The organism is Pseudoduganella sp. HUAS MS19 (assembly GCF_053615455.1).
This window is the reverse complement of sequence record NZ_CM132133.1, coordinates 2,070,195-2,091,779: the sequence shown is the minus strand read 5'-3', so window position 1 is coordinate 2,091,779 and position 21,585 is coordinate 2,070,195. Positions and strand designations below refer to the sequence as shown.

20 protein-coding genes are annotated in these 21,585 nt (G+C 62.6%); 4 read left to right on the top strand and 16 right to left on the bottom strand.

The genetic code is table 11. From position 1 onward, the window contains the following. Nucleotides 1-10: 10 nt before the first annotated feature. The 10 genes from ggt to ACWBU6_RS09550 form a co-directional block, all read right to left on the bottom strand. Nucleotides 11-1,759, bottom strand: a complete 1,749-nt coding sequence (gene ggt / locus ACWBU6_RS09595) for a gamma-glutamyltransferase (protein ID WP_452648573.1) — start codon at nucleotides 1,757-1,759, stop codon at nucleotides 11-13. A gap of 74 nt (nucleotides 1,760-1,833) precedes the next feature. Then, the gene (locus ACWBU6_RS09590) at nucleotides 1,834-2,595 is read right to left on the bottom strand and encodes a 3-hydroxyacyl-CoA dehydrogenase (RefSeq protein WP_452648572.1); all 762 of its coding nucleotides are present in this window, start codon (nucleotides 2,593-2,595) and stop codon (nucleotides 1,834-1,836) included. A 63-nt stretch (nucleotides 2,596-2,658) separates the two neighbouring features. Then, nucleotides 2,659-3,165 (bottom strand): hypothetical protein, encoded by a 507-nt coding sequence (locus tag ACWBU6_RS09585; RefSeq protein WP_452648571.1) that lies wholly within the window; start codon nucleotides 3,163-3,165, stop codon nucleotides 2,659-2,661. 56 nt (nucleotides 3,166-3,221) lie between these two features. After that, nucleotides 3,222-5,444, bottom strand: a complete 2,223-nt coding sequence (locus ACWBU6_RS09580) for a sodium-translocating pyrophosphatase (RefSeq protein WP_452648570.1) — start codon at nucleotides 5,442-5,444, stop codon at nucleotides 3,222-3,224. A gap of 218 nt (nucleotides 5,445-5,662) precedes the next feature. Next, nucleotides 5,663-6,319 carry an adenylate kinase gene (gene adk / locus ACWBU6_RS09575; RefSeq protein ID WP_452648569.1) on the bottom strand — a complete coding sequence of 219 codons (657 nt, stop codon included), beginning with the start codon at nucleotides 6,317-6,319 and terminating at the stop codon, nucleotides 5,663-5,665. A 78-nt stretch (nucleotides 6,320-6,397) separates the two neighbouring features. After that, entirely contained in the window at nucleotides 6,398-7,156 is a 759-nt protein-coding gene (gene kdsB / locus ACWBU6_RS09570; RefSeq protein ID WP_452648568.1) for a 3-deoxy-manno-octulosonate cytidylyltransferase, read from the bottom strand. 3 nt (nucleotides 7,157-7,159) lie between these two features. After that, nucleotides 7,160-7,336: a Trm112 family protein gene (locus ACWBU6_RS09565; RefSeq protein WP_082507565.1), complete on the bottom strand. Its 177-nt coding sequence runs from the start codon at nucleotides 7,334-7,336 to the stop codon at nucleotides 7,160-7,162. Beyond that, entirely contained in the window at nucleotides 7,317-8,432 is a 1,116-nt protein-coding gene (lpxK, locus tag ACWBU6_RS09560; RefSeq protein ID WP_452648567.1) for a tetraacyldisaccharide 4'-kinase, read from the bottom strand. The genes ACWBU6_RS09565 and lpxK overlap by 20 nt, the downstream gene beginning before the upstream one ends. Next, entirely contained in the window at nucleotides 8,432-8,851 is a 420-nt protein-coding gene (locus ACWBU6_RS09555; RefSeq protein ID WP_452649548.1) for an ExbD/TolR family protein, read from the bottom strand. Before ACWBU6_RS09555 ends, lpxK begins: the two co-directional genes overlap by 1 nt. Before the next feature lie 21 nt (nucleotides 8,852-8,872). Continuing rightward, nucleotides 8,873-9,478 (bottom strand): MotA/TolQ/ExbB proton channel family protein, encoded by a 606-nt coding sequence (locus ACWBU6_RS09550; RefSeq protein ID WP_452648566.1) that lies wholly within the window; start codon nucleotides 9,476-9,478, stop codon nucleotides 8,873-8,875. Between the two features lie 905 nt (nucleotides 9,479-10,383). Here ACWBU6_RS09550 and xseA point away from each other — a divergent pair. Both xseA and sodB read left to right on the top strand, forming a co-directional pair. Beyond that, complete coding sequence (gene xseA / locus ACWBU6_RS09545; protein ID WP_452648565.1) at nucleotides 10,384-11,727, top strand: exodeoxyribonuclease VII large subunit; 1,344 nt, start codon at nucleotides 10,384-10,386, stop codon at nucleotides 11,725-11,727. Between the two features lie 67 nt (nucleotides 11,728-11,794). After that, nucleotides 11,795-12,373, top strand: a complete 579-nt coding sequence (gene sodB, locus ACWBU6_RS09540; protein ID WP_426170471.1) for a superoxide dismutase [Fe] — start codon at nucleotides 11,795-11,797, stop codon at nucleotides 12,371-12,373. Nucleotides 12,374-12,450: 77 nt separating this feature from the next. On the opposite strand, the gene ACWBU6_RS09535 is transcribed toward sodB, so the two are convergent. Then, nucleotides 12,451-13,476, bottom strand: a complete 1,026-nt coding sequence (locus tag ACWBU6_RS09535) for a zinc-dependent alcohol dehydrogenase family protein (RefSeq protein WP_452648564.1) — start codon at nucleotides 13,474-13,476, stop codon at nucleotides 12,451-12,453. A 106-nt stretch (nucleotides 13,477-13,582) separates the two neighbouring features. On the opposite strand from ACWBU6_RS09535, the gene ACWBU6_RS09530 reads away from it, so the two are divergent. Continuing rightward, nucleotides 13,583-14,563 (top strand): LysR family transcriptional regulator, encoded by a 981-nt coding sequence (locus ACWBU6_RS09530; protein ID WP_452648563.1) that lies wholly within the window; start codon nucleotides 13,583-13,585, stop codon nucleotides 14,561-14,563. Here the strand turns inward: ACWBU6_RS09530 and ACWBU6_RS09525 are convergent. Both ACWBU6_RS09525 and ACWBU6_RS09520 read right to left on the bottom strand, forming a co-directional pair. Further along, nucleotides 14,521-17,151 (bottom strand): TonB-dependent receptor, encoded by a 2,631-nt coding sequence (locus tag ACWBU6_RS09525; RefSeq protein ID WP_452648562.1) that lies wholly within the window; start codon nucleotides 17,149-17,151, stop codon nucleotides 14,521-14,523. The two genes, ACWBU6_RS09530 and ACWBU6_RS09525, sit on opposite strands and share 43 nt — an antisense overlap. 195 nt (nucleotides 17,152-17,346) lie before the next feature. Next, on the bottom strand, nucleotides 17,347-17,661 hold the full coding sequence (locus ACWBU6_RS09520; RefSeq protein ID WP_452648561.1) for a hypothetical protein: 315 nt from the start codon (nucleotides 17,659-17,661) through the stop codon (nucleotides 17,347-17,349). A 297-nt stretch (nucleotides 17,662-17,958) separates the two neighbouring features. On the opposite strand from ACWBU6_RS09520, the gene ACWBU6_RS09515 reads away from it, so the two are divergent. Then, nucleotides 17,959-18,456, top strand: a complete 498-nt coding sequence (locus ACWBU6_RS09515; RefSeq protein ID WP_130314940.1) for a MarR family winged helix-turn-helix transcriptional regulator — start codon at nucleotides 17,959-17,961, stop codon at nucleotides 18,454-18,456. Between the two features lie 77 nt (nucleotides 18,457-18,533). On the opposite strand, the gene ACWBU6_RS09510 is transcribed toward ACWBU6_RS09515, so the two are convergent. The 3 genes from ACWBU6_RS09510 to ACWBU6_RS09500 all read right to left on the bottom strand — a co-directional run bounded on the left by ACWBU6_RS09510 (nucleotide 18,534) and on the right by ACWBU6_RS09500 (nucleotide 21,565). Then, nucleotides 18,534-18,845 carry a hypothetical protein gene (locus ACWBU6_RS09510; RefSeq protein ID WP_452648560.1) on the bottom strand — a complete coding sequence of 104 codons (312 nt, stop codon included), beginning with the start codon at nucleotides 18,843-18,845 and terminating at the stop codon, nucleotides 18,534-18,536. 3 nt (nucleotides 18,846-18,848) lie between these two features. Then, nucleotides 18,849-19,505 carry a thiol:disulfide interchange protein DsbA/DsbL gene (locus ACWBU6_RS09505; RefSeq protein WP_452648559.1) on the bottom strand — a complete coding sequence of 219 codons (657 nt, stop codon included), beginning with the start codon at nucleotides 19,503-19,505 and terminating at the stop codon, nucleotides 18,849-18,851. A 116-nt stretch (nucleotides 19,506-19,621) separates the two neighbouring features. Next, nucleotides 19,622-21,565: a TonB-dependent receptor gene (locus ACWBU6_RS09500; protein WP_452648558.1), complete on the bottom strand. Its 1,944-nt coding sequence runs from the start codon at nucleotides 21,563-21,565 to the stop codon at nucleotides 19,622-19,624. Between the last annotated feature and the right edge of the window lie 20 nt (nucleotides 21,566-21,585).

Sequence of the window (21,585 nt, the reverse complement as noted above, 5' to 3'; positions counted from 1 at the left end):
CGCGCGCTCGTCACTCGCCGCGCACGATGCCTTCGCGGCGCGGATCGGCGCCGCCGAACCAGCCGCCGGGGGTGCGCTGCAAGCCTTGCAGTCCGGAGTTCATTTCGAACTGGCGCACTTCGTGGCCGCGCGATTTCAACTGCTCCACCACCGCGGCCGGCACCCGGCCTGCTTCGACTTCGGTCGGGCCGTTGCGGCTGCCAAAGTTGGGCAGGCTGATGGCCTGCTGCACGTTCAGCTTCCAGTCCAGTGTGCCGACCAGCACCTTGGCGACGTAGTTGATGATGGTCGAGCCGCCTGGAGAGCCGGCAGCCAGTACCAGCTTCTTCGTCTGCTTGTCGAACACCAGGGTCGGGGCCATCGAGCTGCGCGGGCGCTTGCCCGGTTGCACGCGGTTGGCTACCGGGCCGTTTTCATCGGCCGAATCCCAGGAAAAATCGGTCAGCTGGTTATTCAGCAGGAATCCGCCCACCATCTGGCGCGAACCGAATGCGTCCTCCACCGAGGTGGTCATTGAAAGGCCGTTGCCAAAGCCGTCCACCACCACCAGGTGCGAGGTCGAGGGCTTATCGAGCGCCGTGTCGTCGCCCCAGGCCACCTTGACTTCGGCCGGCACGCCCGCGCGGGCGCGGCCCATCGACTTGTCGCCGATCAGGGCGGCGCGCTGGCGCAGGTAGGATTTATCGAGCAGGCCGCTGGCGCCCCTGCCGGGCAGCGGCACGAAGTCGGTATCGGCCACGTAGCGGTTGCGGTCCGCATAAGCCAGGCGTTCGGCTTCCGACATCAGGTGGATGGCATCGGCCGAGATGACGCCATTGACCGGCGCATAGTCGCCGATTCTGCTGTTTTCGAGGATGCCGAGGATCTGTGCAATCGCCACGCCGCCGGACGATGGCGGCGGCATGCCGCACACGGTATAGGAGCGGTAGTCGGCGCACAGCGGCTCGCGTTCCTTTGCCCTGTAGCCGGAGATGTCGGCTGCGCTCAGGCCGCCTGGATTGGTCGGGTGACCCTGGACTTTCGCCGCGATGTCGCGCGCGATATGGCCACGGTAGAAGGCGTCGGCTCCTTCGGCCGCGATTTCGCGCAGGGTATTGGCCAATGCCGGGTTTTTCAGGATGTGGCCAACGGGCCAGGGCTGCTTGTCCTGGTCGAAGAAATAGGCGGCAGCGGCCGGGTCGCGCTGCAGGTAGCGCTCATTGGCCAGCAAGGCGTTCAGGCGCGGACTGACGGCAAAGCCGTCCTGCGCCAGCTTGATGGCCGGTGCGAACAGTTTGGACCAGGGCAGCTTGCCGTATTCCTGATGCGCCAGTTCCAGCATGCGCAGCACGCCCGGGGCACCTACCGAGCGGCCGCCGACCACGCCTTGCGCACGCGGCAACGGCTTGCCGCTGGCGTCCTGGAACAGCGATTCGGTCGCGCTTGCGGGCGCGGTTTCGCGGCCGTCGAAGGAGCGGACTTTCTTGCCGTCCCAATGCATCATGAAGGCGCCGCCGCCGATGCCGGAGGACTGCGGTTCGACAAGGGTCAGTACCAGCTGGGTGGCAATGGCCGCGTCGACGGCGGAACCGCCTTGTTTCAGCATCTGGTAGCCGGCTTCGGTGGCCAGCGGGTTGGCTGCGGCAACCATGAATTTTTGCGCGGACCATCCGGGCTTGTCCTGCCAGCCGGTGGCGATTTCAGGAGCGCGGTTGTCTTGGGCGTGGAGCGGGATGCTTGTGCAGCAGAGCGCCGCGAGGGCAAGGGCGATGGCTTTCATCTGGCCATGCTACACCAAAACCGGTGCCCCAGTGTCAGACCCACAGGGTCTGACACTAAGACAGCGGTATCGGTTTATTTTGGCTGCATGCGGATCGCCCCATCGAGGCGGATGGTTTCGCCATTTAGCATGGCATTTTCGATAATGGACTTGGCCAGCGAGGCATACTCGAACGGTTTGCCAAGGCGCGGCGGGAACGGCACCATCTTGCCCAGCGCATCCTGCACTTCCTGCGGCATGCCCAGCAACATCGGGGTCTCGAAGATGCCCGGCGCAATGGTCATTACGCGAATGCCGGAGCGCGACAGGTCGCGTGCCATCGGCAAGGTCATGCCGGCCACGCCGGCCTTGGACGCGCCGTAAGCCGCCTGGCCGATCTGCCCGTCAAATGCCGCCACCGATGCGGTATTGATGATCACCCCGCGCTCGCCCCATTCGGCGGCTTCGGTCTTGCCCATGGCGTCGGCCGCCAGGCGGCACATATTGAAAGTGCCGACCAGGTTGATGTTGATGGTGCGCGCGAAGGACTCCAGCGGATGCGGGCCATCCTTGCCCACGGTCTTGATGGCTGGCGCCACGCCGGCGCAGTTGACCAGGCCACGCAGGGTGCCCATGGCGGTGGCCGCGGCCACCACGGCCAGACCGTCCGCTTCAGAGGTCACGTCGCACTTGACGAATTTGGCCGCGCCCAGTTCGGCCGCCAGCTTTTCGCCGGCTTGCGCCTGCACGTCCGCCAGCACGACCTTGCCGCCGTTCTCGACGATCATGCGCGCGGTAGCGGCGCCCAGGCCCGACGCGCCGCCGGTGATGATGAATACTTGGTCCTTGATTTGCATGCTTTGTCTCCCCTATTCACTTTACGTTACGTAAACGTCAATCGAGGCGTATTGTAGCCGAAATCAGTAGCAAGTCATCCATCCGCCACTCTGCGAACACACTTTCCCGCCTGGGCTGACAAGCTGGCCTGGCGGCCCGTGGTAGTAGGTGCCGCTGGTATCGCGGCAGCCGCCGGCATCGCACTGGACCGGGATGGGCGCACTGGGGCCGGGAAGCGGCGGCGCGGGCGGCAGCACGGCCCCCGGCGCCAGCGCCGCTTGTCCCGCGCGCGGCAATTGGGCGATTGCCGTCGGCGCCGCATGCGGATCGCGCCTGGTGAGTATGGGCGCCCAGGTCAGGGATGGATCGGGCGCCGGCGCGATACGCGGGGTCGGCGTGACGGTCAGCGGCACCGGGCGGCGCGGCATATTCTTGCGCACTGGCGCCGTGCGGCAAGGTTCTCGCAGCAGGCGCTGGCCATCGGCGCTGAGCCGGCATTCCGGCAAACGCCGGTACTCTTCAAGGGATGGGGCGCCAGCGGCCGGGCCGGCAAGCCCGGCGGCCAGCGCCAGCAGGAGTGGATAGTTCATGATGCCCTCCGCAGCGTACAGCCATCATACGCCGCGGGGGATGAGCGCGGCGCGGCCTACTGCGCCGCCGGGACCTTTCTTGCGGCTTGCGCCGGCATCTCGGCCGTGGTCGGAGCAGCCGCTGGCGCAGCTTGCGGCGCAACCGCAGGGGCCGCGACCTGCGGCGCCGCGGCCGAAGCCGGGGCTACCACCTGTTGCTGCGCCTGCATCGGCGCCATGGTCACCGACAGGATGCCGGTGGCAGGCAGCAAAGGCACCAGCAGCAGCGCCACGATGTTGATGATCTTGATCAGCGGATTGACGGCCGGGCCGGCGGTATCCTTGTACGGATCGCCCACGGTATCGCCGGTCACCGCCGCCTTGTGCGCGTCGGAGCCCTTGCCGCCATGGTTGCCGTCCTCGATATACTTTTTCGCGTTATCCCAGGCGCCACCGCCGGTGGTCATCGAAATCGCCACGAACAGGCCGGTGATGATGGTGCCCATCAGCAGGCCGCCCAGCGCGCGCGGGCCGAGCAGCATGCCGACCAGGATCGGCACCAGCACCGGCAACAGCGAAGGCGCAATCATTTCCTTGATGGCGGAAGCGGTCAGCATGTCGACAGCCTTGTCGTACTGCGGCTTGCCGGTGCCGTCCATGATGCCCTTGATGTCGCGGAACTGGCGGCGGACTTCCACCACCACTGCACCCGCAGCGCGGCCCACCGCCTCCATTGCCATGGCGCCGAACAGGTAAGGGATCAGGCCGCCGATGAACAGGCCAACGATCACCATCGGATCGGACAGGTCGAACGTCATCGACATGCTGCGCGACTCCAGCGCGTGCGTGTAGTCGGCAAACAGGACCAGCGCCGCCAGCCCGGCCGAACCGATCGCGTAACCCTTGGTCACGGCCTTGGTGGTATTGCCCACCGCATCCAGCGGGTCGGTAATGGCGCGCACGGATTCCGGCATGCCCGACATTTCGGCGATACCGCCGGCGTTGTCGGTAATCGGCCCGTAAGCGTCCAGCGCAACCACGATTCCTGCCATCGACAGCATGGAAGTAGCCGCAATCGCGATGCCGTACAGGCCGGCCAGCTTGAACGAAACCAGGATCGCCACGCAGACCGCCAGTACCGGCCACGCGGTGGACTTCATCGACACGCCCAGGCCCGCAATGATATTGGTGCCGTGACCGGTGGTGGATGCTTCCGCGATATGGCGCACCGGCGTGAACTCGGTGCCGGTATAGAACTCGGTAATATAGACCATGAGCCCGGTCAGCACGATGCCGACCACGGTTGCGCCCAGCATCTTGTAGCGCATGTCGTCGTCGGGCCAGACCATCCAGGTCACGATCACAAAGCCGATCAGCGACAGGCCGGCGGCCCACCACAAGCCGGTGTACAGCGCCGACATGATTTTTTTGCCCGGCTTCGCCTTGACCATCGAACAGCCGATGATGGAGCCGATGATGGACACGGCGCCCAGCAGCATCGGATAGATGGCCGCCTGCGCCGGCGCGCTGGTGATCATCAGCGCGCCAAGCAGCATGGTCGCGATCAGGGTCACCACATAGGTCTCGAACAGGTCGGCTGCCATGCCGGCGCAGTCGCCCACGTTGTCGCCCACGTTATCGGCAATCACCGCAGGGTTGCGCGGATCATCTTCCGGAATGCCCGCTTCCACCTTGCCCACCAGATCGGCGCCCACGTCGGCGCCCTTGGTGAAGATGCCGCCACCGAGGCGGGCGAAGATAGAAATCAGGGAAGCGCCGAAGGCCAGGCCGATCATCGGCTTCAGCACTTCGTGCACATTGTGCGCCGGGTCAGGCGCGGAGGGTGCGCCCATCACGGTGAGGGCCCAGTAGAAACCGGCCACGCCGAGCAGGCCAAGGCCGACCACCAGCATGCCGGTGATGGCACCGCCCTTGAAGGCGACATTGAGCGCCTCGTTCATGCCCACCGACGCAGCCTGCGCGGTGCGCACATTGGCCCGTACCGACACGTTCATGCCGATAAAGCCGCAAGCGCCGGAAAGTACGGCGCCAAGAAGGAAGCCGATGGCGGTCTTCATGTCGATCGCCGCCCCGATGGCTACCAGCAGGACAACACCAACGATACCGATGGTGCGGTACTGGCGGGCCAGGTAGGCCGCAGCACCCTGCTGGATGGCTGTCGCGATTTCCTGCATGCGGGCATTGCCCGCGCTTTGTCCAAGAATCCAGCTGCGCGCCCACAACCCGTACACCACTGCGAGCACGCCGCACGCAATCGCGAACCACAAACTTGCTGCCATAGATTGCCCCCTTACGTTATTAGAATCAAAAGCTACAAAACGAACTCGGTACGACCGAACTACGTACTGCAAAACTTTGACACTTCACGGCCAGGGGGCCGTCCTTAAACCGGTAAAGCCGTGCCAGACCCGCAAGGTCCGACACCTAAGACGCGGCTGCCGCGTATCGGTGCCTGACCCTGCGGGTCAGGCACCGGGTTGCCGGTTTGGCATGAAAATTAGCTGTTCAGCGCCGCAAATGCACGGTCGCGAATTTCTTCGACTGGACCAACGCCTTCGATCTTGCGGTATTTAGGCGCACCAGGCTGGCCCGATTTGGCCCACTCGCCATAGTAGCTGAGCAGGATTTCGGTCTGGTTGTGGTAGACGTCCAGGCGTTTCTTGACGGTTTCTTCCTTGTCGTCGTCGCGCTGCACCAGGTCTTCGCCGGTGACATCGTCCTTGCCTTCGACTTTGGGAGGGTTGAACTTGACGTGGTATACACGGCCGGAAGCCGGGTGGCTGCGGCGGCCGCTCATGCGTTCGACGATCTGGTCGTCCGGCACGGCGATTTCCAGGACGTAGTCGATTTTGACGCCTGCGTCCTTCATCGCGTCGGCTTGCGCGGTGGTACGCGGGAAGCCGTCAAACAGGTAGCCGTTGGCGCAATCGGCCGCCTTCAGGCGGTCTTTCACCAGGCCGATGATGATGTCGTCCGAAACCAGCTGGCCCGCGTCCATCACTTTTTTAGCGGCCAGGCCCAGTTCAGTACCTTCCTTGATTGCGGCACGCAGCATGTCGCCGGTGGAAATCTGCGGGATGTTGTACTTTTCCTTGATGAAGTTGGCCTGGGTGCCCTTACCGGCTCCTGGTGCTCCTAACAGAATGAGACGCATGAATGATCCTAAACGATTTAATAATAATTTTTGATGATGCCTTAGCCACCTTGCTAGAAACTTACCACAAAAGTTGGTTTAACCGCCACTTTTGTAGAGAGCTTGTACACGCGCCAGGTCTTCCGGCGTATCCACCCCCGCCTCCGGGGCGGAGTCGGTCACGTGCACGGCAATCGGGTATCCATGCCACAGCACGCGCAGCTGCTCCAGGGCTTCAATCCCCTCCAGCGGCGACACTTCCAGACCCGGGTAGGCTTGCAGGAAGTCGTTCCGAAAGGCGTACAGGCCGATATGGCGCAACGGAACGTAGCCGTCCGGCAGGGCAGATCTGTCCCTGGCGAAGGCATCGCGGTGCCATGGAACGGTGGCACGGCTGAAATACAGTGCACGGCCCCGCTTGTCCAGCACCACCTTCACCACATTCGGGTTGAAGGCGTCGGCTGCATCGTGCAGCGGGTGGGCGCAGGTGGACATCGGCACGTCGGCGCCGATGCGGGCGGCGGCAGCTTGCAGCAGTTGCGGGTCGATCAGGGGCTCGTCGCCCTGCAGATTGACCACGACGGCATCGGGCGCCAGGTTCATGGCGCGCGCCACTTCGGCGATGCGGTCGGTGCCGGACGGGTGGTCGGCACGGGTCATGAAGGCTTCGATGCCATGCTGTTCGCAGGCTTCTTTAATAGAGGCATGGTCGGTGGCGACAACGATGCGCGCGGCGCCGGCTTCCTTGGCGCGTTCGGCCACGCGTACCACCATCGGCTTGCCGCCCAGGTCGGCCAGGGGCTTGTTTGGCAGGCGGGTCGAGGCCAGGCGGGCCGGGATGATGACGACGAAGGACACCGCTTACTCCGTGGTATCTGGCAGGGAGCGCGCTTCGTCGGCCCACATGATCGGGATGCCGTCGCGGATCGGGTATGCCAGGCGGTCGCCTTTGCAAATCATTTCCTGGGCTTTTTTGTCGTACTCCAGAGGGCCCTTGCACACAGGGCAGACCAGGATATCAAGCAGGCGTGCGTCCACGTAGTTTCTCCACAATTTGATCGGCCAGCGCCGCGTCGATGCGGGCGCTGACTGGAACGACCCAGATTCTTGGATCGTTGCGTAATTCTTCAATTTGCCAGCATTTTACTGCATCCTTCTCCGTCACCAGAATAAAGTCGGCCTCGATGCGGGCGAAAGGACGGTCCTTAAAGTCGTGATGGTCGGGCAGCGGCAGCTCGGTCGGCGCGATTCCCGCCGCACGCAGCATGCCGAAGAAGCGGGCAGGATTGCCAATGCCGGCGGCAGCCACCACGCGCGCACCGGCGCCCTGCCCCGCCGGCGCCGTTGGCGCGGCGCGCAGCGCCAGCGCGGCCAGCGTGATGCGCTCGCTGCGGTCGCCAAGGCGCTCTGCGACATCGCCGGCGAGGCGCATTTGCCAGGGCGCAGCCCCATCCACAGCGCCAGTTGCGGCGCGCTGACGGCTTGCGCCCGCTGGTGCGACTGCAGCCGACAGCGCGGCCGTCAGATCGGGAACATTGACCACGGTGAAATCGCGCTGGCGGGACGGCGGCTCGCGCAGCGGACCGGCCGGCAGCGTCCAGCCATTGCCGACGCCGCGCCCGTCAAACAGCACGATTTCGACGTCGCGGGCCAGGGCGTAATGCTGCAAGCCATCGTCGGTGACGATCACGTCCACTTCCGGATGGGCCGCCAGAAGCGCCCTGCCCGCAGCCGCACGCGCACGGCCAACGAACACCGGGCAGCCGGTGCGGGCGGCAATCAGGACCGGTTCATCGCCCACCTCGGCCGGCGTCGAGCCCGCACCGACTTCGCGCGGCGCGGCATCCTTGCTGCCAAACCCGCGCGAAACGACGCCCGGCCGGAAGCCGGCGGCGCGCAGTGCATCAACGAGCCAGATGGTCAGCGGCGTCTTGCCCGTGCCGCCAATGAATATATTCCCCACGACGACGACCGGCACCGGCAAGCGCTCGGCCTTCGAGACTCCGGCCGCATACAAGCCGCGGCGCACAGCTGCCAGCCCGCGGAACAGCAGGGACAAAGGCCAGAGCGCGCATGCCAGCGCGCCCCGCCGCAGCCACTCGCGCGAGAAAGTCGCCTCGAGGGAAGAGGCCATTACCTGGCCTGGGCAGTCTGCGCTTCGAAGGTCACGCGCTCGAAGCCTGCCAGGCGTGCCGACTCCATCACGTTGATCACCATCTGGTGCATCGCGAACTGGTCGGCATTGATCTTGACGATCGGATTGCTGCCTTTGGCGGCAGCCTTCATCTGCTCGGCCAGGCCGGCTACGTCGTGGAACGCCACCGGCGTGCCGTTGATGGTGTAGTTACCCTTGGCGTCCACCGTCACGTTCAGGTCATTCGGCTGCTCCAGCGCCTTTTCCGCATCGGCAGTCGGCAAGGTGATTTTCAGCTCGGTAAACTTGCTGTAGGTGGTGGTGATCATCAGGAAGATCAGGATCACCAGCAGCACGTCGATAAACGGGATCAGGTTGATCTCCGGATCTTCGCGCTTCTGGCCGCGGCGGAAATTCATCGCCATAAACTGATCCCTCACTTACTTGCGGGAGTTGTGGACCACGTCCACGAACTTGACCGCCTGCTGCTCCATGTCGATGACGAAGGAGTCGACCAGGGCGCGGAAGTGGCGATAGAACACCAGGGTCGGCATCGCGATTGCCAGGCCGAAACCGGTGTTATACAGGGCGACCGAGATGCCATGCGCCAGTTGCGCAGGGTTGGTGCCGGTCGAGTTTTGCGAACCGAAGATCTCGATCATGCCGACCACGGTACCGAACAGGCCCATCAGCGGAGCCAGGGTCGCGATGGTGCCGAGGGTGGTCAGGAAGCGTTCCAGCTGGTGCGCCACCGCGCCGCCCGCCTCTTCGATCGACTCCTTCATCACATCGCGTGGAGCGTTAACATTACGCAACGCTGCAGAAAGAACAACACCGAGCTGGGACGACTGTTCCAGTTTGTTGATGATGTCATTGTTGACGTTTCCGCTGCGATAGACGCGCACTACCTCGTCCAGCAGTGTCTTCGGAATGATGCGCGAGCGGCGGAGGTACATCAGGCGCTCAACGATCAGCGCAAGGGCAACGATGGAAGCGATCAGCAGAGGCCAGATAGGCCAGCCGGCGGCCTGGAAAATTGCGAGCAAGACATACTCCTAAGAAAGAAAACCTAAACGCGCAATGTAGCGTGTCGAGAGCTAACAGGCAAGTGTGCGCATTCTTCACATTTTCTGTGGACAAGATTGTTGGCAATCCAACTATTTCGCACTAAGCCCATGATTTGATTATGATTTTTTCTAATGCAAAAATTTTCATCAGCGATGGAAGGATCAGTTCTGCACATATTCTATGGACAAAATTGTGGGGAATGGCGGCTTTTATATGCTAAGCCATTGATCGCAAAGCGAATTATTCTCAAGCACAAAAAATGCGCACTGGCATTTTTCCTGCTTTTCCCAGCTGTGCACTTCTGCACATATTCTGTTGATAAGATTGTGAGCAAGGCCAGGCAAGCCGTGTAAAGTGCTTGATCCAAAAGGACTTTCTTGCCGTGCGTAAAAAATTCTCACCTGCATGGCAACCTTGGGGTCAGACCCCATGGTTGCCATTTTTGGCCCTTCTACACAAATTCTGTGGACAAAAGTGTGAGCAAGGCCGCAGGAGGTGATGCAAGTCTTTGATCCGCAACAATAATCGCCCACCGCCCAAATTTTAGGCAACACTTTTCCCCACAGCTTCTGTGGATAAAATTGTTAGCAAGGGCCAGACTGGAGTGCCAAGTCCTTGATTTCTATAATGAAAGTTACCCTGCAAACATTTTCATCACGCAAATTTCCAGCCCGAAGAGTTCCTCACATATTCTGTGGATATCTTTGTGCGTAACAGCCAGCCGCTATCGCAAAGTCCTTGATCTATAAGGAAATTCGACCATTGCCCGCTTATGTGGCATTCGCGTTTTTCCTTAATAATCATGTGTTTACAAAAAATACTTGCGATATGAAGTGATATATGACATAAGCATGACCGCTTTCAAAAAGTGTGGACAGGTCAAATGATCAACAGCCCCGAACCCAACCAGGTAATGTCAGTCAGTGCCCTCAACCAGGCTGTTGCACGCCTGCTGGAGCGCTCCTTCCCCTTGCAGTGGATATCCGGGGAAATCTCGAATTTCACGCGCGCCAGCTCGGGCCATTGGTATTTCACCCTCAAGGATGATGCCGCCCAGGTGCGCGCCGTCATGTTCCGCGGCCGCGCCCAGTACGCCGGCTTCGTGCCGCGCGAAGGCGACAAGGTCGAAGTGCGCGCCCTGGTTACCCTGTATGGGCCGCGCGGCGATTACCAGATCAATGTGGAGGCAATCCGCAGGGCCGGGGTAGGCTCGCTGTTCGAAGCATTCCAGCGCCTGAAGGAACGCCTGGCAGCAGCCGGGCTGTTCGATAGCGAACGCAAGCGCGCCCTGCCATTGTTCCCGCGCACCATCGGCATCGTCACCAGCCCGCAGGCGGCGGCCCTGCGCGATGTGCTGATCGCACTGCGGCGCCGGGCACCGCACGTCAACGTGGTGCTCTACCCTACCCTGGTGCAGGGCCAGCAGGCCGGCGCCCAGATTGCAGCGGCCATTGCCACGGCTTCGCGCCGCGCCGAATGCGATGTGCTGCTGGTAGTGCGGGGCGGCGGCAGCATGGAAGACCTGTGGTGCTTCAATGAAGAAGTAGTCGCTTACGCCGTGGCCAATTGCACTATGCCGGTAGTGTCCGGCGTCGGCCACGAAACCGACTTCACCATCTGCGATTTTGCCGCCGACGTGCGCGCCGCCACGCCGACCGCGGCCGCCGAGCTGGCCGCGACGCCGCGCGCCGACTGGCTCGGTTCCTTGCGCGCCGACGCCGCCGACCTGCGCCGCGCCATGCGCCGTGCCCTCAGCGACGCCACGCAAACCCTGGACAACCTGCAGCGCCGCCTGCTCAGCCCGACGGCCCGCATCGCACAGCAACGCCTGCAGCTGCACAGCCTGTCCACCGCCATGCTGCACGCCACGCGCAACCCATTGCAGCAGGCCCGCTTCAGCATCGACCGCCTGGCCGGCCGGCTGGCCGCGCGCCAGCCCGATACCAGCAAGACGCGCGCGGCAATGGAATCCTTGCAGCACCGCGCCGGTGCCAGCATGCGCGCGCACCTTTCGCAGCGGCGCGACGCCCTGAATGCGCTGTCGGCGCAACTGGAATTACTGAATCCCCAGCGCACGCTGGAACGCGGCTACGCCATCGTCACCGATGCCGCCGGCGCCGTATTGCGCGACCCGGCGCATATCAAGCCGGGACATGCGCTGGGCGTCCGCCTGGCCGAGGGCAGCGCCGAAATCGGCGTGGCCACCGTGCAGCCAACGCTTACCTAGCGTTCGTATTACAATAGTGGCCGTTTCGGCAAAAATAACTTTTCGTCTCAATCAAAAGGAAACATTCATGGAACATACCCTGCCACCACTGCCGTATGCAATGGACGCGCTGCAGCCGCACATCTCCAAGGAAACCCTGGAATTCCACTACGGTAAGCATCACCAGGCTTATGTCACCAACCTGAACAACCTGATCAAGGGCACCGAGTTCGAAAACCTGTCCCTGGAAGAGATCGTGAAAAAGTCTTCCGGCGGCGTGTTCAACAACGCAGCCCAGGTTTGGAACCACACTTTCTACTGGAACTGCATGGCGCCTAACGCCGGCGGCGCACCTGCCGGCGCCCTGGCTGACGCCATCAACGCCAAGTTCGGTTCCTTCGACAACTTCAAGGCCGAGTTCACCAAGTCCTGCGTAGGCAACTTCGGTTCCGGCTGGACCTGGCTGGTGAAGAAGGCCGACGGCTCCGTCGAGATCGTCAACACCTCCAACGCTGCCACCCCGCTGACCGGCGCCGACAAGCCGCTGCTGACCTGCGACGTATGGGAACACGCTTACTACGTCGACTACCGCAACGCCCGTCCCAAGTACGTCGAGACCTTCTGGAACCTGGTGAACTGGAACTTCGTGGCCCAGAACTTCGCCTGATCGCCGTTCTTCGCCAACGCAAAAAAGCTCGCTTGCCGCGAGCTTTTTTTTCGCCAGACCCGGTCCCCCGAACCGGTTCAATAGCGTGGTTTTACGCTGATGACCACCTTGCCGAAGTGATTGCCGGAGGCGAGGTGCTGGTAGGCTTCGCGCGCCTGGTGGATGTCGAACACGCGGTCCACCACCGGCTTGATGTTGCGCTGGGCGACCAGCCGCGACAGGTCTTCCTGCATCTTGCGGCTGCCGACGTAAATCCCGTTCATGCTCTTGCCGCCGACGACAATGCCAAGCAACTGGATGCTGGTCTCAAAGCCGCCCCCTACGCCGCCGATCACCGCTACTTTCCCGCCCATGCCGGCCGATGCGATCGAGCGCGCCAGCGTGTCCTGGCCGCCCACTTCCAGCACCAGGTCCACACCCTCGCCATTGGTGGCACGCAGCACTTCCTCCTGCCACTCAGGCGTCTTGCGGTAGTTGATCAGCACATCCGCGCCCAGTGCCCGCGCACGCTCCAGCTTGGTGTCGCTGGACGAGGTGATGATTACGCGCATGCCGGCAGCCCTGGCCAGTTGCAGCGCCCAGATCGACACGCCGCCCGTGCCGAGCAACAGCACGGTGTCGCCGGCTTTCAGGCCGCCTTCCACGAACAGCGCATTCCAGGCCGTGACGCCGGCGCAAGTCAGGGTGGCTGCTTCCTCGTAGCTCAGGTGCTCCGGGACGGCTACCAGGCCGCCCTCGTGGATCACCAGTTCCTCGGACAGTACGCCGTTGCCGCCTGCGCCCAGCGTCATCGCCGTTTTAGCCGGCGTGACCTTGCCCTCTTCCCACTCAGGAAAGAATGTGCTTGCAACACGGTCGCCAACGCGGAAGCGTTCTACGCCCGGGCCGACTTCAACAACCTCGCCCGCCGCATCCGAGCCTGGCACCACGGCGCCTGCGCCGCTGGTCGGGTAGCTGCCTTGCGCCACCAGCAGGTCGCGATAGTTCAGCGAGACGGCGCGCACCTTGACGCGCACCTCATGGAATTGCAGCTCGCGTTTAGGCAGCTTGACAGCTTCCAGGCTATCGATACCGGCGCCAGGGGTGATTTGGTAAGCATGCATTTGGATCTCCTTACAAGTTGTGGTTAAGTGAGAAGAACTATATAGTTTCCTTGCAATCCACAGTGGTGGAGTTTTATCGACAAATTGTCGACCAAAAGGAAACAATATGAATGAGCGCCTGAACGGCATCAACGTCTTCGTGCAAGCGGTGGAAGCCGGCAGTTTTTCCGCCGCCGCCGCCCGGCTGCACCAGACCCGTTCCGCCGTGGCCAAGGCCATCGCGCGGCTGGAAGAGCGGCTGGGGGTGCGCCTGTTCCACCGTACCACGCGCAGCCAGAACCTGACCGATGCCGGCCAGTCCTATTACGAGCGCTGTGTGCGTGCGCTGGCCGAACTCGATGCGGGCGAGGCCTGCATCGGCACCGGCCGCAACGAACCGACCGGGCGCCTGCGCATCAGCGTACCGGTACTGTTCGGGCGCCAGTTCGTGGCGCCGCTGATGATGGACCTGGCCCAGCGCTATCCGCAACTGACCATTGACATCTCTTTCAATGACCGTGTGGTGGACCTGGTGGATGAGGGCTTCGACCTTGGCCTGCGCGTCGGCCCGCTGCCCAACAGCAGCAGCCTGGCGGCACGCCAGCTGGGCCAGCAGCGCATGCTGATCTGTGCCGCGCCCTCTTACCTGCAGGCGCAGGGCGCGCCCAAAGACCTGCAGGACGTGGCTGGACACCCCGGCATCGTGTACTCGCGCGGTCGCGTGGTGAAGGGCTGGACCGTGGAGACGCCGGATGGCCGCACGCAGGACGTACTGCCGCAGCAGCGCATGCTGGTCGACGACCTGCAGGTGATTGCCGATGCGGCAGCGCGCGGCATGGGCCTGGCCTGGCTGCCCTGCTGGCTGGTGGCGCCGTATGTGAAACGGGGCGAGTTGAAAGTGCTGTTCGATTGCGGGGAGATGGAAGCTTCGCAGATGCACCTGGTATGGCCCCATACCCCCTACATGCCCGCCAAGCTGCGCGTCGCGATCGATACGCTGCTGGAGGTTACGCCGATCTACCTGGCGAACTCGGAGCAGAACCCCGCGCTGCCTTTGCCGGCAACTTACATACGCCAGCGCAAGGACAAGCCAACCACACGGTCATAACGGCGCACGTCGCGCGGGTTGCTCGCAATGCCGTGGTAGTCGTTGTACTTGCGGTCCAGCAGGTTTTCGACGTCCAGCGTCACGCCCACGTTATCGTTGATCTTGTACGAGATCGAAGCGTCGGCAGTCTTGATCGGCTCCACGACCAGGTCGAAGCCCAGTGCGCGGTAATTGTAGGCATCGACGAACTTGCTGCGGTAGTTGTATGCCAGGCGGCCGGACCACGGGCCGCGCTCGTACAGAGCCACGATGTTGTAGGCGTTCTTCGACATGCCGACAAAGGGATTCTTTACGCCCTCGTCCAGCAGATAGCCCTTCATATAGGTGTAGTTGGCTTCCAGGCCAAAACCACCGAGCCAGCCGGGCAGGAAGTCGTAGAACTGGCGATAGCCGATTTCCACGCCTTTCAGTTCGCCCTTGTTGACGTTGCGCGGACGGTCCATGCGGTATGGCTTGCCGTCGATGGTTTCCATCGCCACGCGGCGAATGACGTAGTTCTCGAACTTGTGGTCGAACAAGGTGGTGGTAACGCTGCCGGTCGGCGCGAAGTACCACTCCAGCGCCGCGTCGAAGTTCTTGCCGACGATTGGCTTCAGGTCCGGGTTGCCGCCGCTGCCTTCGTAGATGCCCTGCGAGTTCGGCGTTGCGCCCAGCGATTCGCCCGGATTGAAATCGCCGAAGCTGGCGCGCTGCACGGCCTTGCCGGCATTGAAGCGGCCGATCAGGTCCTTGGTCAGCAGCGCCTTCACGGTCAGGTTGGGCAGGTAGTCGGTATCGGTGCTTTTCCGGTTCACCGCAACCGGCTGGCCATTGACGTTGCTGAAGCCGTTCACGTCCAGCTCCGTACGCACCACGCGCACACCGGCCGTGCCTTCCACCGGGACCGCGCCAAGCTGGAAGCCGAAACGGGTTTTGCCGTAGAAGGCGGTGGTGTCTTCGCCATTGCGGTAGAGCGAGTACGGGTCGGGCTGGGTCTTGCCATTGCGGCCGTACAGCTGGCGGACCGCGTCGATATTGGCGTGCTGGTAGTCGTCGCACACGACCAGCCACTGGCGCATGCCGTAGTCGTTCGCCAGGCGCATCGATGGGCACACCAGGCCGGGCACCGAGGCCGGCGCGGGCAGGTTGGCATTCGGCGGCAGGAAATTCATGCTTTCGTGCTGGTAGGCCGCCTTGCGTTCAGCAAGACGCACGCCGCCGCTAAACTCGCGGAAGAAGTTTTCCTCGCCGTTGTTGTAAGTCGCGTCGGCGCGCCAGTCAGTCGACTGGCCGCTGGACGCCGACCAGTTGTCGATGAAGGCCGACATGCGGTAGTTGTTCGGGTCCATCATGTTGTAGCCCGGGTAGTCGAACCACGCGCCGCCGTTGACGAAGGTTCTGCCGGACACGCCAGGCGGGTCGGCCAGCATTTCCATGATAGGAAATTCCTGCTTCCAGCGGCTGGTGGTGCGCGCCAGTTCGGTGCTCACGCGCAGGTCTGGCGAGACGTTCCAGCGTGCGCCGATGGCGCCCTGGTGGCCTTCGGAATCGTCGCGCGGCGCCTGGTTCGAGCTCAGGGTGAAGATGTGGTAGTTGCCGGCCGGTTTGCTGGCATTGATCGTATCGACCTGGCTGGTGCCCGGAATCAGGGTGTATTGCGGATTGGTGCGGATGCCGCCGCCCCAGTCGATATCGCCAGTCGCAGTCCATGGCTGTGCGAACCAGCCCTGGTTCCCGAGGAAGAACTGGCGTTCGGCGTCGTGGTCGATGCGGGTCGACCAGCCTTCGGCATATACTTCCACGTCGCGCGATGGGCGCCATTGCACCGCCCAGTTGCCGGCCCAGCGTTTGCGCTCACCCTGGTAGTTGACGTGGCCCAGGTCATACGGACCGGTGATACCGGGGTCGGTGGTGACGGTTTTGTCCGGCGGCGAATTCCAGGTCACCTCGTCGTGGTAATTGCCCTTCTGGTAAGACAGGCCGGCCAGCACGCCGATTTCGCCGATGCCGGTTTTCCAGCGGTTGGACAGCATGCCGGAAAGCTGCGGATCGTCGGTCTTGGATTTGTCGCGGTGCTCAACGCGGGTGTTCACATTGGCAGTGAAGCCCTTGAAGTCGAATGGGCGCGAAGTGCGCACGTCGATCACGCCGGCGGTACCGCCCTCCACCATGTCGGCGCTCTGCGACTTGTAGACGTCGATACGCTGCAGCATGGTGGTCGGGATATCGGCCAGGTACAGGTTGCGGTTGTTGGAGGTGTACACTTCGCGGCCGTTCAGCAGGGTCACCAGGCCAGGCAGGCCGCGCACGATGACGGAGCTGGCTTCGCCGAATTCGCGGCGGATCTGCACGCCCGAGACGCGGCCCAGCACCTCGGCCACGTTCTTGTCCGGGAACTTGCCGGCTTCCTCGGCGACGATGGAATCGACCACGTCATCGGCATTGCGCTTGATGTTTTGCGCGCTCTGTGCGGCTTTGCGCACGCCGGTCACCTGGACCACGTTCGGGTTGTCCTGGGCGGCTTCCTGCGCCCAGACCGATGCGCTGCTCAACAGGCCGGTGGCCAGCATGCAGGAAACGGTGGTTTTCAAGTCAAAGCGGTACTGCATGTGCTGTCTCCCCTCGGTTGGTTTTTGTTGAAACCGAATGTAGGGGATCAGGCGCAATGCAATCCAATTAATTCTTGTCCGACTTTAATACCGGTTTTGATATCAAGCGGGCGGACGCCCTAGGGGGAAAGCAGGCCCGTGCGCTCCCTCGCGCAACCCGGGCCGGGGCGCCTTGTATCCTTGCCGCAACAGCTGTCAGCTGCCGCGTTCAACGTCCTCGTGTTCCTGGCGTTTGGCGTCGGGCAGCGATTCGACATGGTCGACATCGATATCGCCGCCATCCGGGGCCGGGGTGTCGCGGCCGACACTGGCGCGCTCGCCGGTGCCCTGGGCATCGGAATCGCTGTCGAGTTCGGTGTCGCCGGGGCCTGGCGGACGCGCGCCTTGCAGGTCGCTGCCGGAATCGGACGAATCGCTGGGGCCGAGCGCCCCGGTGCCATGGCCCTTGCCGACTTCGCGGTCGGGCTGGACTGGCATATTGTCCGGGTCGAGGGTACTGGTTCCTGACATGGTGTCCTCCCGTTTCCAATAATTTAACGAATTCGGGGTCCGGGCGGCGCAGTGTTGGAAGATGCCAACACTATGTTACATCGGCAATAAACCTGAAACATCTTCGGCAGCATGCCATTTGTACCAAATTTCCCCTTTATGTATAAGGTTTTCCCAAGATGTAACTTTCAAAAAAGACGGAACCTATGCTTACCCGAAGCTTACGTTTCGCGTTTGATACAGATCAAAAAGGCATTTACCTTAGGTCAACACTAGTACAATTCAGGCTTGAACAAATTGCACAGGAGTGCCTGCAGAATGAGTAGTTTTGACGCAACCAATAAGCGCCTGAAAAACATTCATACTCGCATCCCGGAATTCCCGGAAGACCTGGTACGCCTGCTGCGCATGACCTATCACGTCCAGAAGCGCATGAAGGATCTGGCGAATTCGGTGCTGCGCAAGTATGACCTGGTCGATGCCAGCTATATGGTGCTGGCGGTGCTGTATGGGTCGGAGAATGAGACTTCGACCGCTTCCAACCTGGGCGAAGCCTGCATGGAAAAGCCGGCCAACCTGACCCGGGTTTGCAACGACCTGGAAGCGCAAGGCCTGATCACCCGTGGCAACCGCCCGGGCGACCGCCGCTGCGTGATGATTACCCTGACCGACGCCGGCCGCAACCTGATCGAACAGGTGATGCCGGAAGTCTGGTCGCGCACCACCCGCGCCTACGACGGCTACAACGGCGACGACATCCGCGTACAAGAACAGCTGTTCAAGCGCCAGCTCGCAAACCTGGATGTAACCGCTTAATTAAAAGTCGGGGTCAGCTCCGGCAATCGGACATTTTGCTTCGCAAAATGTCCGATTGCCGGAGCTGACCCCGACTTTCATTTCTGTGGCTTGGTGTGTTTCATGGCGTAGTACAGGTGCTGCCACCAGTGCTCGCGCGACTGCACGCTCAGCATGCACTGGCGGTCGATCTCTTCCTTGAAGACTTGGTCGCGGCATTGTTTGCTGGCCAGCGCATTGCGCTGGTTTTCCGCATTCACCAGCGCCAGGACGAGCCAGAACGCCAGCCCGGACAGCAGGATAACCAGCGTCCAGGCCAGATGATTGACCCAGGTGCGCTGCACCAGGCCGGCCTCGTCAGGGGCCGATTCCCGGAATGCTCGCATCACCCCTTCTTCACGTTCGTCCATGTCTTACTTCTTGCTTGCTGCAACCTTGGCGACCAGGTAGTCGACAACCGCCAGCGCCGCGGCCTGGGACTGCTCTTCCGGCTGATTCGGGCGGCCGGCCATGGTCGGGGAGGTCACGTAACGGCCATCGACCACCAGGGTCGGCGCGCTGTCCACCTTGTACTGGGCAACGGTACTCTCCATGCGCTTCATTTTAGACTCGACGCTGAAGGATTTGTAGACGCTTTCATATTTGGCCTTGTCGATGCCGGCGCTGACCACCACGGCAGTCACGTCTTCCTCACGCATCAGGCGCTTGCGCTCAACGTGGATGGCATGGAACAGCTTCTGGCTGGCGGCATCGGTGGCGCCCATGGCTTCCAGGGTCACGTATGCGCGTGCCAGCGGGTCCTTTTCGCCGCGGGCGAAGTGAATGCGGCGGAAGTGGACCTTGTCGGCGTTCTGCTTGACCCAGGCGGCGATGCGCGGCTCAAGCGCGTTGCAGTGCGGGCAGGTGTACATGAAGAACTCGACCACCTCGACCTTTTTACCCTGGGCTTCAGTGCGCACCGGGGTGTCAAGGACCGTATAGTCAACGCCTTGTTTCGGCTCGGCGGCGTAGGCGCCGGCGGCGGTAAACATCAGGGCGGCAGAAGCAATCAGCAGTCGCAGCAAACGCATGGTCATCCTTACGGGTAAGTGGTAAACGCCGCGAGATTACCATTTTTTGCGCGCTGTGATCAGCCCCGTGGGCCAAATTGGCGCCAACGGGGCGGTTTTAAGCCAGCTTTAAGCGCTTAGAAGTCGTAGCGCGCCGAAACTTTCAGTTGGCGGCCGCTGTTCGGATAAATGCCTGCGCGGCAGCTGAACGCCTGGCTGAAGTGCTCCTTGTCGAACATGTTCAGCGCGGTCAGCGCCAGCTCCCATTGGCCGAATCTGCGCGCGTAGCGGCCATCGACCACGGTATATGCCGGCATGCGGGCGTCGCAGCTATTGTCAAAGTCGCCACCATAACGCTGCTTACCCACGCGCTGCACGCCAATGTCGGCGCTCTGGCCGTCGGAAGGCAGCCATGCCAGGCGCACGGTCAGGATGTTCTTCGGTACCAGCGCCAGCTCGCGCCCGGCGTTAGGGCCGGAGCGGAACTCGGCCTCCACTTGCTGGTAGTGGCCCTGCACCTGCCATGCCGGAGCGAAGCGGTAGCTGCCGTCCAGTTCAAAGCCCTTGCGCTGGGTCGGGGCCAGGTTGGTGTTGGCGCCGAACATGCCTGCGGTCGGATCGTAGTAGATCTCGTTGTCCAGGTTGTGGCGGAAGATGCGCGCGTCGGCCTTGAAGGCGCCCCGCGCGTAACCGAGGCCGATTTCAGCATCGTGCGAGCTCTGGGTTTCCAGCGGCTTGTTGGCTTGCGGGGTGAAGCCGTTCTCGTCGGAGTTGGCAACGCGGTAGCTCTGGCCCAGCTTGGCCCAGGCGGTCAGGCCTGGCGCGGCCAGCATGCTGCCCTGCACTTCCCAGGCGTTGTTGGCTTGCTTGACGCTGTACGTGGCGCTGGTGAATGGCATCGGATCGACCGAGTCCTTGTCGAACAGTTCGCGGCGCACACCGGCGGACAGGCGGAACTGTTGCCGACCGGTGAATTTCATCTCGTCGCGCACGTAGAAGGCCTTGCTCTTCTGCTTGGCGTCGGCGGCCGAGAAGGTTGCAGTGGTGACGCGGTTCCAGCGGCCGAAGTCAAAGCCGGCAACCAGTTCGTTCAGCACGCCGTTGAACTGGCCCAGGTGGCGCACGCGCGGCGAGAACTGGGTCTGCTCGGTGTCGTAGGCCGAACTGGAAACGCCAAACATGGTGAAATAGGTGGCTTTGGCTTCCTTCTTGCGGTGCGACAGCTCGGCCGCCAGGTCGAAGGCGCCGATCTTGCGTTCCCAGGCGGCTGTGTAGCGCTCGCTATCGAGCTTGCCGAAATCGTTCGGGGTCAGGGTCTGGCGCGGGTTGGCGTTGAATTGCGCTTCCGTCAGGCTGCCGGCGAAGCGCTGGTCCTGGCGCGCGATATCGGCGCGCAGCGAGAAGCTGCCAACGCCTGTGTGGAACTTGACGCCGCCGTTGAAGCGCGACTGCTTGAACTCGTTGTTGTCGCGATAGTTGTCGGAGCGCTGGTGGCCGGCCGAAGCATCAAAGGCGAAATCGTCGAAGCCCTGCACCACGCTGGCGCGCACTTCGCCGCTGTCGAACTGGCCCAGCTCAGTGAACATATTGCCGCTGCGGGCACCGGCCTGCGGGCGCCTGGTGGTGATCTGGATCACGCCGCCGGTCGCGCCTTCACCATACAGCACGCTGGCGCCGCCGCGCATGATATCGATACGCTCCACCATATCGATCGGGATGGTGGACAGGGTCGCACTGGACAGCTCGTTCTCGTTCAGGCGCACGCCATCCAGCACGATCACCACGTTCTGGTCGCTGTTGGCGCCAAAGCCGCGCAGGTCGAGGCCGAAGTCGGGGCTGCCGGTCAGGCTCTGGCGGCCGTATACGCCGCCGATCTTGCGGATCGCCTGGCTGACGTCGGATACGCCGGCGCGGCGAATATCTGCCGCGGTAATGGTGGTGGCGCCGATCGGCAGCAGCGATGGATCGCTGGCAAAGCGGGAACCGGAAACGACAACGGTGTTGGATTGGGCTTGGGCCGCTGCGGCAAAGCACAGGGCAACAGCTGCGGCAAGCGCGCAGCGCGAGGTGATGAAGGTCATGACTTTTTGAATGAGTATTT